Source organism: bacterium (assembly GCA_018812485.1).
GTDB lineage: Bacteria > JAHJDO01 > JAHJDO01 > JAHJDO01 > JAHJDO01 > JAHJDO01.
This window is the reverse complement of the sequence record JAHJDO010000026.1, coordinates 1-12,979: the sequence shown is the minus strand read 5'-3', so window position 1 is coordinate 12,979 and position 12,979 is coordinate 1. Positions and strand designations below refer to the sequence as shown.

Sequence of the window (12,979 nt, the reverse complement as noted above, 5' to 3'; positions counted from 1 at the left end):
TATCATATTTTCCTGGGCGCATTCTCTCTTCTCCTTTTTCCCGATACTTTCTCGGGATTCTGTTTTTTTCTTAGGAGAGAGGATAGCCCTTTCTTTTTCCTATCTCAATTACTTTTGCATAAAATATTTTACATTACCACTGGATTTTTTCTCTTGCAATACACCTGTTTTACTAGTATTATGTGTATGATAAACTGGAGGTAATTATTATGGGACGAACGAATGTTGTTCTTGACGACAAACTTGTTACTAACTGCCGGAAAGTAACAGGAATAAAGACTTACAGAACATTAATTGATTATGCGTTACATGAGCTACTTAGACATGAGTCTCAGTCAAAAATTCTTGAACTTAGAGGAAAGATTGTCTGGAATGGAGATTTAGCAACCTGGCGTCAGGGACGTAGTAGCACATAATGATCATAGTCGATACAACTGTATGGATTGATTTCTTTAGAGATTGCCGAGAACCACATGTTTCAGTGTTGGAATCTTTTATTAGACAAAGGGATGATCTCTGCATTTGCGGTATAATTTTAACAGAAGTTCTTCAGGGCATTCAGAAAGAAAGAGATTATGAAAAAACAAAGAATTTGTTTGATAAGTTAATTTTTCTTCCTATGACACATACCACCTTTATTAAATCAGCAGAAATTTACCGATCACTCCGTAGTAGAGGAATTACCATTCGAAAATCTGTTGATTGCATGATTGCCTCAGTCGCAATCGAGCACAAGACACCCCTTCTCCATAATGACAGAGATTTTGACCCGATTGAAGAACACTGTGGTTTGAAATCGGTAAAAACATATGGCTAAAAACCTGATAAAAATCGCTCAAAGTGCAAAAGATGCATCAAGAGTATTGGCAACTCTTTCAACAGAAGAAAAAAACAAAGCTCTTCTGGCTATTGCCAATGATATTGGAAAAAACAAATCTAAAATTTTATCTGCGAATATCATTGATATCAAACGCGCAAAGGAAAATAACCTGTCTCCTGCTTTAATAGACCGTCTAACTTTAACTCCACAGCGAATAAAAAATATTTGTGAATCTCTAAAAAAACTAACTAAACTCCCAGACCCTGTTGGCAGAATACTTAGCAAGACAACCAGGCCAAATAAATTAAGAATAGAAAAGGTAAGCGTACCTATTGGAGTTATTGCTATAATTTATGAATCCCGGCCTAATGTCACTGTGGATGCAGCAAGCCTTTGTCTAAAAGCTGGTAACGCTGTAATCCTTCGCGGAGGAAAAGAATCTATAAATTCAAATATTGCCTTATATCAAATAATGATAAATAGTCTGCGGAAAACAAAAGTTCCTCCTAGTTCCATTCAAATGATAAAAAGCACTGATCGTAAAATGGTGAATCGCATGTTAAAAATGGATAAATATATTGATCTTATAATTCCACGCGGAGGTGCTGACCTTATACAATTTGTTGCTAAGAACTCTACTATTCCCGTCATTAAACATAGCGACGGAATATGCCATACTTATGTTGATAAACATGCAGATATTGATGTTGCGAAAGCTGTGTGTTTTAATGCGAAGGTCCAGCGTCCGGGAGTATGTAATGCAATGGAGACGCTTCTTGTTCATAAAGATATCGCCAAGGTCTTTCTGCCTCAGATGATAGATATGTTCAGGAATGCAGGCGTTGAAATAAGAGGCTGTAGAAAAACCAAAGGAATTGTCCCTGAGGCAAAACTAGCGAAAGAGAAAGATTGGGCGACTGAATATCTTGACTTAATACTTTCCATCAAGATAGTGTCCTCAGAACAAGAGGCGATCAATCACATTAATAAATACGGATCCTGCCATTCTGACGCTATAATTACAAAAGATAGTTCATCTGCAGATAGGTTTCTGAAAGAAATAGATTCTGCTACTGTATATGTCAACTCATCTACTCGATTTACTGATGGCGGCGAATTTGGATTAGGCGCTGAAATTGGTATAAGTACAGGCAAATTGCATGCTAGAGGGCCTATGGGACTGGAAGAACTCACAACCTATAAATATCTTATATTCGGCAATGGCCAGGTGCGAATATAATGCGCATTGCTATTATGGGCGGTACTTTTAATCCCATTCATTATGGGCATCTTGTAAGCGCTTCCGAGGTTTGCAATAAATTCAAACTTGACAAGGTAATATTTATTCCTTCAGCCCTTAATCCCCTCAAAAATACTTCCAATCTTGCTGAGGCTCATCATCGTCTTAAGATGATAAAATTAGCAATAGCTGGTAATCCTTTGTTTGAGGATTCAGACATTGAAATAAAAAGAGGAGGCACATCATATACTATAGATACGATTAAAGCATTTGTAAAAAAATATGGCAGAGGTGTTAATATATATTTCATAATAGGCACAGATGCTTTTTTGGAAATAGATAGCTGGGCATCTCCTGATGCGCTTTTGAGAATGTGTAGGTTTATAGTAACGTCTCGTCCGGGATATGACGTTAAAAAAGCAAAACATGTTTTCAAGAAATATACCGAAATGATGGAGATTACCTATCTTGCAATCTCTTCTTCCGACATTCGAAAGAGAATAAAATCAGGCGCTCCGATAAAATACTTATTGCCTGAGAGTGTTGAAGATTATATATGCAAACATGGACTCTATAGAAAATAAGATAAGCAGGTCTATAAGCCGGGTTCTGTAATAGTTGACCATCTATCTTGCACCGACGTTGCCATCGTTATCTAGCGGTTTACCCGAGGGTTAAATTGAGACGAGCAGTCTCTTCCCTCTTACTTAGCCTTTCTCCAGATGGGGTTTACCATGCGTCTGATATCGCTATCAGATCGGTGTGCTCTTACCACACCATTTCAACTTTACCAAACACCCAACTAGGCGCTTGGAAGTTTTCTTTCTGTTGCACTTTCCTTGGAATCGCTTCCATCCCAGGTTATGGGACACCTTGCTCTCTGGAGCCCGGACTTTCCTCCCCGACATACATCGAGGCGGTCAACCGACCTGCTTGCTAATTTATCAGCTTCCTTATTACTAGTACGTTCTATATGTGAGATGTTAAACTTTTTAAAACCGTTTTTTAGATGTTGAACCTGCATATGTAAACGAAACAGGGTATTATCCTTGACTTTGTATTTGCCTTGTATCTGCCTTGTAATAAGCTCGCTATCTGTAAAAACAGTAATATTCTGCACTCTCATAATCAGAGCTTCTTGCATGGCAAAAATTACAGCCATGTACTCAACCACATTATTTGTTGTAACTCCTATGTATTGAGAATATTCCTTTATTTTCTTTCCCTCACAAAAAAACACAATACCTATACCTGCTTTCCCCGGATTACCAGCCGATGCCCCATCAACGTATATAGTTAACTCCTTCATCTAATTATCTTCCTTTATATACAGTATACGCGAACACCTTTCACATACAGCAACTCCGTTACCAGCCTTTGTATTATTTATAATCTGTGGAGGTAATTCCATATGACAGCCTCCACATGTTCCATCACTAATATTCACAATACCCACTCCATTCTTCAAATCTCTAATTCTTTCATACTTGGCTACAATAGCACTACTTACAGTTTTAACTAAATTCTTTCGATCTTCTTGCCTTTTTTGAAGCTCCTGTTCAAACCGGGCTATTTTCCTCTTATTCTCCTGCTCTTCCTGTTCAAGTTTTCCATTCTCCAGCTTAATCTCTCCTGCCTTTTTTTCTATATCCTCATGCGCTGCATCTGATTGTTCCATTAATGAGAGTATCTCATCTTCTAATATAGAATTTTTCTCTTGTATTTGTCCAATCTCATGCTGCAAAGAAGTATATTCTTTATTCGTCTTAACAGAATACTGTTGTGTTTTATATTTCTTTATTGCTTCTGTACCACTGTCAAGTTCGACCTCTTTCAATTTTCTATTCTTCTGAATCTCCACAAGCTCTGACTCTAAAACTGCTAACTCGTCTTTCTTTGCCTTAAAACTCCTATAATGAGCCTCCATTTCTTCGGGTATTCTTTTTATCTCTGTATCTAAATTTTGTATTTGCACATCTAAATCTTGGACATTGACTAGTAATTTAATATCATTCTCTAGTTCTGTCATTTACCTTTACCTTGAGTATGCTTCTCTATGTCAGCCTCCTTCTTCCTATAACACTCCTCACAATTATAAATCGCTCTTGCTTGTGTCCTATCATAGCCTTTCTCAAGAACAATCCTCTTTACCTTGAGAACCTCCTTACCACACGTATCACATTTCATATTCAATCTCCTCTAAAAAAGCTACAGTCATTTCACAGTGGGCGATACTGGGTTTGAACCAGTGGCTTCTACTCTGTGAAAGTAGCACTCTCCCGCTGAGTTAATCGCCCTAAAAACTCACAGAAGTTTATATCACAAAAAACTTATGTTTTCAACTTACCTAAATCTGGTACGCCTGAGAGGATTCGAACCTCCGACACAGGGATTAGGAATCCCTTGCTCTATCCATTACTGAGCTACAGGCGCATATTCGCTCAATATTTTATCAATGAACTTACTTCATATCCTTCAAGTTTCTCAGCACCTTTCAGAAACGTAAGGTCTATAAGAAACACGATCTTTGATACATTTCCGCCAAGTTTCTCAACAAGTTTAACTGTTGCCAAACTTGTTCCGCCTGTTGCAAGAAGGTCATCTATAATGAGAACACTATCTCCATGTTTTATTGCGTCTTCATGTATTTCCAATGTATCAGTGCCATATTCCAGATCATATGTCTCCTTTATTGTCTTGTATGGAAGTTTTCCCGGCTTTCTGAGCGGAACAAACCCTGCTCCAAGCTTGTATGCCAACGCTCCGCCGAATATAAAACCTCTTGCTTCTACAGCAACTACAATATCAATCTTTTTTCCCTCGCATTCTTCTGCAAGTTTATCAACTACTTCTTTAAGCGCATCCTTATCCTTAAGTAACGTAGTTATATCTTTAAAAATTATTCCCTTCTTTGGGAAATCAGGTACATCCCGAATCAGATTTTTTAAGTCCATCTTACCCTCCTTGTTGTTTTATATTTACCTCAACTTAAATATCATATACGTACTGGCAATATATACTATAGTTATAGCTATTGCGTCCCAGCCAAGCTTAAGAAAGGATTTTTTTGAGCGATAAATGATCCCAATTATCACAATCATTGTTAAAAGAATTCCCATAACTGCTGTCAGAATATGCGTAGAAGATAGATAGGCATATATAGAACCTGTTCTGAATAAGACATCGCTGATTGACAAAAACACTATATTAAGCATGTTGCTTCCAAATATATTCCCAATCGCCATATCAAAGAGCCCCATTTTAACTGCTCCTATTGTTGCCATGAGTTCAGGAAGAGATGTTACTATCGCAAGGAAAAGGCTGCCAACAAAAGTTTCCCCTAATCCGGTTCCTACGGCTATAAGTTTAGCAGTATGAGCAACCCATATACTTCCTCCAAAAATAGCTGCTGCACAAAACAGATAGCCAAAAATTGTCTTTGCAACGGAAACATTCTCATATTTTTTTTCTTCTGCCACTTCCCTATCCTGAGATTCATCAGAATGATGTTCATCAGAATTACGATATTGATATCTGAATGAAAGACGCATGCCTACTAAATATATTCCTATTATCAAGAAACTTGCAGGACCTATAGAAAAGACTGACATTGCATCTTTCAATAACATGCCTAAAACTGCGACTACTGAGAGAATCACAGAAATTGCCCCGAGTAAAATTAGCCCAAGATTTACTTTCCTTAAAATTGGTCCATGACCTTGAATAATATCGAGTATCGCGATTATAAAAAGATTAAATATGATACTTCCAAGGACATTGCCTGCGGCTAAATTAGGAGCTTTCTCAATAACTACGGAACTGCATGTAGTGAAAAGTTCAGGAAGCGCTGTTGCACCGGCTAAAAATATCATTCCTACCCATGCCCGACCAATACCTGTCTTTTCGGCAATTATATCCCCATATTTTGATAACTTAAAACCAGCAAGAATAATTATAATTGCGCCTATTGAGAATTGAATCCAAATATTTGGCATTTATTTAACCAGTTTGGAAAGTTTTTTATTCTGCTTAATTTGTTTTAATAATTCCTTTACTTTCTGTGCCTCTGTTTTCTTGCAGACCAGTACAACATCTCCCGTGTTTACAATGATTAAATCCGAAACACCTATAGCAGTTATTGGACTCTTATCCCCTATTAATATACAATTCTTTGTATCAATACCTATATAATCTCCTACAACGATATTATTATCATCATCTTTTTTATAGACTTTCTCCAAAGCGAGCCATGAGCCTACATCATTCCAGTCAAAGAGACCTTCTACAACGCTTACGTTTTTCGCCCTCTCCATAACTCCGTAATCGATTGAGATCTTCTCTAGCCTCTCATACTTCCCTTTCATAATTTCATCCCTGAGCAATAATGAAATAGAATTTCCTATAACTTTTAGCGCCTCATAAAGTTCAGGCATATATTCCTTAAACGCTTCTTCTATGCACTTAGTTGTCCATACAAACATACCGCTGTTCCAATAATACTCACCTTTCTTTAAATACTCTCTTGCAGTTTTCAAATCAGGCTTTTCTCTGAATTCAACTACCTTAAAAATACCCGGTGTATCACCAGTATCATGCTCAGTAAATATCCTATCTCCTCTGCGAATATATCCGTAACCAGTTTCCGGATAGCTTGGTTTTATCCCTATTGTAACAAGATACCCTTCTTCAGCTGTTATACAAGCTGTAGTAATGGTCTTTTTAAATTGTCCAATATCTTTTATAATATGGTCCGCTGGCAATACAACCGTAATGGATTTTTTATCTCTTTTTCGAATAATTAAATTGGCAAGACCTATTGCTGCCGCAGTATTTCTAGCAAATGGTTCAATTATAATATTCCTTTTTGGGATATGAGGAACTTGTTTATGTATCTCCTTTTCTAACCCAATTCGAGTGACTATAAAAATATTTTTTGAAGAAGTTAGAGCTTGCGCTCTTTTTACTGTTTCCTGAAGCATGGTATTCTTAGAACCTATTGGCAATAACTGCTTAGGCGTTCTTTCCCTGCTCTTTGGCCAAAATCTCTCCCCGCTCCCTCCTGCCATAACAACAACACTCAACATAACCATTGCCCTCACTTTTAATAACACAAGAATATCATAAATTTAGTTTTAAATAAATAAAGAATTATGGCATAATGTTGCCAGAGTCCGAATGATAAGGGGTTTACCGTGATGAAAAGCAAGAATTACATAGCTGTTGATCTAGGCGCAGAAAGCGGGCGGTTAATGCTTGGTAAATTCGATGGTAAGAAAATAGTTCTTGAAGAGAAACATAGATTTACTACAGGAGGCACAAGGCTTAATAACACCCTCTATTGGGACGCCATAAATTTCTTTAACGAGATAAAAAAAGGACTGCGAAAGTGTTCTAAGTCTAAAATCTCTGCAATTGCATTCGATAGCTGGGGCGTAGATTTCGGACTCATTGATAAAAATAACCATTTATTAGAAAATCCTGTGCATTACCGGGACAGTCGGACTGATGGAATGATGGAAGAATGTTTCAAGAAAATGTCACGAGAAGAAGTATTTGAAGGAACAGGTATCCAGTTTATGCAAATAAACACACTTTATCAACTACTATGGATGAGAATAAATCAGCCCTATCTTCTTCAATCGAGCGATTGTCTCTTGCCGATAGCCGCCCTGTTTAGCTATTTTTTTTCCGGAGAAAAAGCAGCGGAATTTACCCTGGCTACTACCACTCAATGTTATGATCCGCGCAAGAACAGATGGAGCGGTGAAATTCTAGAAAGATTAGATATTCCCTGCAAAATAATGCCCCGTATTGTAAATCCTGGGACAGTTATAGGCAAACTACTACCGTCTATATCTTGTGAATTGGAAATATCTCAAATACCTGTCATTGCTACAGCGTCGCATGATACAGCTGCAGCAGTTGCGGCTGTTCCAGCTGAAGGTGATAACTGGGCATTTTTAAGTTCGGGCACATGGTCTTTAATGGGATGTGAAATAAGCAGTCCATTGATAAATCAGAAAGTCTTAAAAAATAATTTTACTAATGAAGGAGGCGTAAACAATACATTTCGTTTTCTGAAAAATATCATGGGGCTCTGGCTGGTTCAGGAATGTAAAAGAAGCTGGGAATCACAAAACATAAAACTTTCCTACTCTGATTTAACAAAACAAGCAGAAAAGGCAAAAGCATTTCTCTGTTTTATCGATCCCGAAGATATAACTTTTTTGAAGCCGGGCAATATGCCGGAAAAAATACAGAACTACTGTCGCAAAACAAATCAAAAAGTTCCATCGGATAAAGGAAGCATCTTGCGTTGTGTCATGGAAAGCCTAGCTTTTAAATATCGCCAGGTTCTTGAAAAACTTGAAGAAATGCGACAGCGAAAAATAGATGTGCTACACATTGTTGGAGGAGGAATACAAAATAAGCTTTTATGTCAACTCACTGCGAATGCAACTAAAAAACATATTGTTGCCGGCCCTGTTGAAGCCACAGCAACTGGTAATATCTTGATACAAGCCATTGCAACAGGTGAGCTCTCATCCGTTAAACAGGCAAGAGAAATTGTTCGAAACTCGTTTGAGCTCATTAAATATGAACCTGAACAAACAGATATATGGGAAGAAGCTTATAAAAGATACAAAAACCTTAAATCTAAAAACTGAATTAGGAGAAACTAAATGCAAGAAATGAAAGCTGTTTTTTTATACACAGACAGACCAAAACATATGGAAACAGAAAACGTTTCAAAACCGGATTGTAAAGCAGAAGATGTACTGATAAGAGTTACTGCTTGCGCTGTTTGTGGAACAGATGGGAGAATGTACGAAGGGACAAAAGACACCACTAAAGGATTTGTCCCCCAAATCCGAGGATATGGTGAAGGTAAATTTATTATAGGCCATGAGATCGTAGGAATCATAGAAGAAATTGGTTCTAAAGTTAAAAATCCAGAATATGAGGTTGGATGCAAAGTAATTCTGGTAACTTCCATAGGCTGCCAAAAAAAAGAGTGCAGACCTTGCAGAGAAGGCAACTACAATATGTGCGCCAATAACAGGCCTATTGGATATTATTATCCTGGAGGTTTTGCTGAATACATATTAGTTCAGGACCATGCTGTGAAACAGAGCGTTATAATCCCTGTCACAACCGAGGAGCATATTTTAGATGAACATCTTGCAATGGTTGAACCACTTTCCTGTGCAATAAACGGCCAGAATTATCTAAATATTAAAAAAGGTGAGTATGTTGCTATAGTAGGAGCAGGTCCCATTGGTTTGATGCATGGTCTATTGGCAAAAGCCAAAGGAGCAAAGGTTATACTGGCTGAATATTCTTCAGAAAGACTCATAAAGGCAAAAGAATTTGGGTTTGACTATTATATTGCAACTAAAGATACTGATTTAATACTGAATATATCAGAAATTACTAAAGGTGAAGGTATTGACGTGGGAATAGTCGCATGCTCCGTTAGCAAAGTAGCAGAAGATCTTTTAGGGGCAATGGCTATGAAAGGAAGATTAAGCTTTTTTGCCGGATTCCCGAAACAGAATTCCGTTTTAAAATTGGATGGAAACATAATTCATTATAAAGAAGTCTCTATTTACGGCGCATTTGCTTCAAATAAGGCACAATTTGAGGAAGCATTAGAGCTAATTGCAAGCAGAAAAATACTTATGGATAAAATAGTTACACATACATTCCCTTTAGAAAATACAGTTGAAGCAATGGAAAAAATGCTGGATAAAAAAGGCAACGCCTTAAAAGTGGTTATAAAACCGTAAAAAAATATATTGAACAGGTCCCATTAGGAAGGGGTTGTACCTATGACGATGTTCTCAATGTAGTAGCTTTTCTGGCAAGTGATGAGGCCTCTTACATAACAGGTCAGGCCATAAACGTAACTGGTGGACAGGAAATGAGATGATAGAAGAACTCGAAATCCGTCTTGATAATTTTGATAAAAACGTGAGAAAAAACGCTCTACTAGAACTTATCAAGCTTAAAAAAGATGGGAAAGTTAAGTGGGCAGAGGAAAAAGAAATTTCAAACATGCATTGTCATAGCTTTTTCTCATTCAATGGATATGGCTATTCACCAATAAAGATAGCATGGCTATGCAAAAAAAATGGTATTAAACTCTGCCAGATAGTGGATTTTGACGTTCTGGACGGAATTGAAGAGCTATTTTATGCAGCTGACTTATTAAATCTAAGAGCATCTATTGGCATAGAAACAAGGGTTTTTATCCCGGAATTTAAAGATAAAGAGATAAATTCTCCCGGAGAGCCTGGAATCTACTACTTAATGGGTGTGGGATTTACAAAACTTCCCTCTCATGAATCCCCTATTTATAAAATATTAACTGATATGTCCTGTCGAGCACATATGCGAACCAGGAAAATGGTTGATATATTAAATGAACATCTGGATGACGTCAGAGTTAAATATGATACAGATGTTATTTCCCTGACTCCCAATGGCAACGTCACAGAAAGACACATCTTAAGAGCTTTTTATAATAAGTCAAAGGACGTTTTTAAAAACCCTGCAAGCTTCATCAGGTATTGGATATCAAAACTTCCCGTCCAAGAAGAGGATATCAATAATAGTCTGGATAACCCCCATGTTTTATGCGAAATAATTCGTTCAAAGCTCATGAAAAAGGGTGGGATTGCCTATATAAAACCCGACTCAGCGACCTTCCCAGAGATTCAAACAGTAAATAAAATGACAACAGAATTAGGCGGAATACCATGCGCAACATGGCTTAATGGGCTCTCTGATGGTGAGAAAAAGCTGGAAGAATTACTTGCTTTATTAATTAGCAAGGGGATTTCAATGATGAACATAATCCCTGATAGAAACTACAATATAAAGGATAAAAAAGAAAAAAGGATTAAAGTGAAAAAACTTTATAAAGCTGTGGAGATTGCAAAAAAATTTAATTTTCCTATAATAGCAGGCACAGAGATGAACAAGTTTGGGCAGAAACTTGTTGATGATTTTAATTCCAAAGAATTAAGCCCTATTAGAAAAATATTTATGGATGGTGCGTATTTTTTATATAATCATACCTTAATGCAAAGAACCAAGGAGAAAGGAAAAAGGAGAAATGAAAAACGATAATATCAAAAAACACTTAGTGGAAATTGGTAAGAAGATTGCTGATAAAGGACTGGTTGTAGGTCCAGGCGGCAATATAAGCGCAAGAGCTGGCAATATTGTTTATATGAAAGCCAGCGGTATTTGTTTTGAAGAAGCGAGGGTGTCAGACTATATCGGAGTTGATTTAAAAACAGGTAAGATTGTCGACGGAAGTAAAAAACCAACATGTGAAATCGCTATGCATTTAGGTTGTTATCTTGAGAGAAAAGATATAACCGCAGTAATCCACACTCATCCTCCTATTGCTACTGCCGTTGGAATGCTCGGTATAACGCTTAAACCTTTTACACCAGATCTTGTTGCCCTAGTGGATTCCGACATTCCAACTATAAAATATGTAATTCCTTCAGGTAAAGAATTGGCAGACGAGGTAAAAAAAGTTATAAAAGAACATAACGCTGTCCTGATGTGCAATCATGGGCTCTTGACTGTTGGCTCAAATTTAGTGGAAGCTTATTATAGAACACTTCTCATTGAAGATGCCTGCAAAACGTTCGTAGCGGCAAAGTCACTGGGCAAAATGAAAATTTTTACAAGAGCTCAAGCTAAAGAGATTAATAATCTTAAGGCAGAGTCTTATAGAAAAGCATTGTTAAAAGAAAAAACGTAAATAAAAAACTAATCTAGTCATATAACCTATTGTGTCAGCAAAAATGACTTGACAAATTTATTAAATTTGTTATAATATAAACGTTTAGTGCATTAGGTTTTTATGGTTACTATAAAAAACATAGCAAAAGAAGCTCAAGTTTCCATTTTCACTGTTTCCCGCATATTAAATAACAAAAGTTCAAATATACCATTTTCTAATGAGACTGTAAAAAAAGTCAAATCTATCGCAAAAAAACATAATTATCAGAAAAAATATTTCGGCATCAATGCTAGCTAAGAAAAGAACCGGGTTAATAGGCGTTATATTTCCTGAAACAAGTAAATCTTTTTTTGATAAAATACTAACTGGAATTCAACATGAACTGGAGAAATACAATTATAATATTATTCTGTGTTTAAACAGTAGTAAAGATAAAGAGAAGTATTACTTGCATTATCTGGCTAGTAGAGGAGTGGATGGAATAATTTTAGATCCAAGAGATAATTATGATAATTCCAAAGACATAAATAGTTTGAATATCCCTGTTGTTTCACTCCGTACAAAAGTTGAAAATAAAAATGTTGTATCAGTTATGTCAGATGATTTTCATGGAGGATACATTGCAGCTGAGTATCTGTTGAACCTAAAACACAAAAACAGTTACTTTCTTATGTCTACTGCAAAGAATATAAAGAAAATAAAGAATAGTTATTATTACAAACGGTATTGGGGTTTCGAACAAAAAATCAATTCAGTTGGAGGGAAAGTTATACTAACAAGTATGGAAGATATAATAACTAACATAGAAAACAATAGAGACGTTAAAGCAATTTTTGCAGCTAATGATGAGATTGCAATAGAGTTCTATTTTAAGGCACATTGCTCTAATATAAAAATCCCGCTGGATATCTCTGTTATTGGTTATAATAATGATGATGTTACAAAACACTTAATTCCACCCCTTACGACAATTAATCAAGCAAAAGAACAACTAGGAGAGATGTCTGCTGAAAAACTTATGTTTCTAATTGAAGGTAAAAAAGCAATGGATTTAAAATTGCCGCCAGAGTTGATTATTAGGAAAAGTTGCATTGAATTTACTAAACAATAAATAAACAAGGAGTATTGTTATGAATATAAAAATATATTTTTA

General features: G+C 36.4%; 15 protein-coding genes, 2 tRNA genes, 1 other RNA gene and 2 pseudogenes. 11 read left to right on the top strand and 9 right to left on the bottom strand.

Annotated elements, in window-relative coordinates; translation table 11 throughout:
* The first annotated feature begins 209 nt into the window (after positions 1–209).
* The 4 genes from KKC91_01865 to nadD are packed head-to-tail and all read left to right on the top strand — an operon-like array spanning position 210 to position 2,644.
* Complete coding sequence (locus KKC91_01865) at positions 210–416, top strand: type II toxin-antitoxin system VapB family antitoxin (GenBank protein MBU0477297.1); 207 nt, start codon at positions 210–212, stop codon at positions 414–416.
* Positions 416–817 carry a PIN domain nuclease gene (locus KKC91_01860; protein MBU0477296.1) on the top strand — a complete coding sequence of 134 codons (402 nt, stop codon included), beginning with the start codon at positions 416–418 and terminating at the stop codon, positions 815–817. Before KKC91_01865 ends, KKC91_01860 begins: the two co-directional genes overlap by 1 nt.
* Positions 810–2,060 (top strand): glutamate-5-semialdehyde dehydrogenase, encoded by a 1,251-nt coding sequence (locus KKC91_01855; GenBank protein ID MBU0477295.1) that lies wholly within the window; start codon positions 810–812, stop codon positions 2,058–2,060. The genes KKC91_01860 and KKC91_01855 overlap by 8 nt, the downstream gene beginning before the upstream one ends.
* The gene (gene nadD, locus KKC91_01850) at positions 2,060–2,644 is read left to right on the top strand and encodes a nicotinate-nucleotide adenylyltransferase (GenBank protein ID MBU0477294.1); all 585 of its coding nucleotides are present in this window, start codon (positions 2,060–2,062) and stop codon (positions 2,642–2,644) included. Before KKC91_01855 ends, nadD begins: the two co-directional genes overlap by 1 nt.
* On the opposite strand, the gene rnpB is transcribed toward nadD, so the two are convergent.
* From rnpB to KKC91_01805, 9 genes and pseudogenes are all read right to left on the bottom strand, one after another.
* Positions 2,643–2,996, bottom strand: an RNA gene (gene rnpB / locus KKC91_01845) — RNase P RNA component class A. The two genes, nadD and rnpB, sit on opposite strands and share 2 nt — an antisense overlap.
* Positions 2,989–3,369 (bottom strand): annotated as a pseudogene (locus KKC91_01840) (ribonuclease HI family protein). Before KKC91_01840 ends, rnpB begins: the two are co-directional and overlap by 8 nt.
* Positions 3,370–4,089, bottom strand: a complete 720-nt coding sequence (locus KKC91_01835; protein ID MBU0477293.1) for a hypothetical protein — start codon at positions 4,087–4,089, stop codon at positions 3,370–3,372. It abuts the pseudogene before it with no gap.
* Positions 4,086–4,247 carry a hypothetical protein gene (locus KKC91_01830; protein ID MBU0477292.1) on the bottom strand — a complete coding sequence of 54 codons (162 nt, stop codon included), beginning with the start codon at positions 4,245–4,247 and terminating at the stop codon, positions 4,086–4,088. Before KKC91_01830 ends, KKC91_01835 begins: the two co-directional genes overlap by 4 nt.
* 38 nt (positions 4,248–4,285) lie before the next feature.
* Positions 4,286–4,357 (bottom strand) — tRNA-Val (locus KKC91_01825).
* A gap of 57 nt (positions 4,358–4,414) precedes the next feature.
* Positions 4,415–4,493 (bottom strand) — tRNA-Arg (locus KKC91_01820).
* 8 nt (positions 4,494–4,501) lie between these two features.
* Positions 4,502–5,014, bottom strand: a complete 513-nt coding sequence (locus KKC91_01815; GenBank protein MBU0477291.1) for an adenine phosphoribosyltransferase — start codon at positions 5,012–5,014, stop codon at positions 4,502–4,504.
* Between the two features lie 24 nt (positions 5,015–5,038).
* Complete coding sequence (locus tag KKC91_01810) at positions 5,039–6,055, bottom strand: sodium:calcium antiporter (GenBank protein MBU0477290.1); 1,017 nt, start codon at positions 6,053–6,055, stop codon at positions 5,039–5,041.
* Positions 6,056–7,144 carry a mannose-1-phosphate guanylyltransferase gene (locus tag KKC91_01805; protein MBU0477289.1) on the bottom strand — a complete coding sequence of 363 codons (1,089 nt, stop codon included), beginning with the start codon at positions 7,142–7,144 and terminating at the stop codon, positions 6,056–6,058.
* A gap of 108 nt (positions 7,145–7,252) precedes the next feature.
* Here KKC91_01805 and KKC91_01800 point away from each other — a divergent pair, with 108 nt between their 5' ends.
* The 7 genes and pseudogenes from KKC91_01800 to KKC91_01770 all read left to right on the top strand — a co-directional run bounded on the left by KKC91_01800 (position 7,253) and on the right by KKC91_01770 (position 12,937).
* A complete protein-coding gene (locus KKC91_01800) occupies positions 7,253–8,728 on the top strand; it encodes a rhamnulokinase (GenBank protein MBU0477288.1) in 1,476 nt (491 codons plus the stop codon).
* 15 nt (positions 8,729–8,743) lie between these two features.
* Positions 8,744–9,850, top strand: a complete 1,107-nt coding sequence (locus KKC91_01795; GenBank protein MBU0477287.1) for an alcohol dehydrogenase catalytic domain-containing protein — start codon at positions 8,744–8,746, stop codon at positions 9,848–9,850.
* Positions 9,850–9,993 (top strand): annotated as a pseudogene (locus KKC91_01790) (SDR family oxidoreductase). The gene KKC91_01795 and the pseudogene KKC91_01790 overlap by 1 nt, the downstream one beginning before the upstream one ends.
* On the top strand, positions 9,990–11,195 hold the full coding sequence (locus KKC91_01785) for a hypothetical protein (protein MBU0477286.1): 1,206 nt from the start codon (positions 9,990–9,992) through the stop codon (positions 11,193–11,195). The pseudogene KKC91_01790 and the gene KKC91_01785 overlap by 4 nt, the downstream one beginning before the upstream one ends.
* A complete protein-coding gene (locus tag KKC91_01780) occupies positions 11,182–11,844 on the top strand; it encodes a class II aldolase/adducin family protein (protein ID MBU0477285.1) in 663 nt (220 codons plus the stop codon). The genes KKC91_01785 and KKC91_01780 overlap by 14 nt, the downstream gene beginning before the upstream one ends.
* A 102-nt stretch (positions 11,845–11,946) precedes the next feature.
* Positions 11,947–12,123 carry a LacI family DNA-binding transcriptional regulator gene (locus KKC91_01775; protein MBU0477284.1) on the top strand — a complete coding sequence of 59 codons (177 nt, stop codon included), beginning with the start codon at positions 11,947–11,949 and terminating at the stop codon, positions 12,121–12,123.
* Positions 12,113–12,937: a LacI family transcriptional regulator gene (locus tag KKC91_01770; protein ID MBU0477283.1), complete on the top strand. Its 825-nt coding sequence runs from the start codon at positions 12,113–12,115 to the stop codon at positions 12,935–12,937. Before KKC91_01775 ends, KKC91_01770 begins: the two co-directional genes overlap by 11 nt.
* The last annotated feature ends 42 nt before the right edge of the window (positions 12,938–12,979 follow it).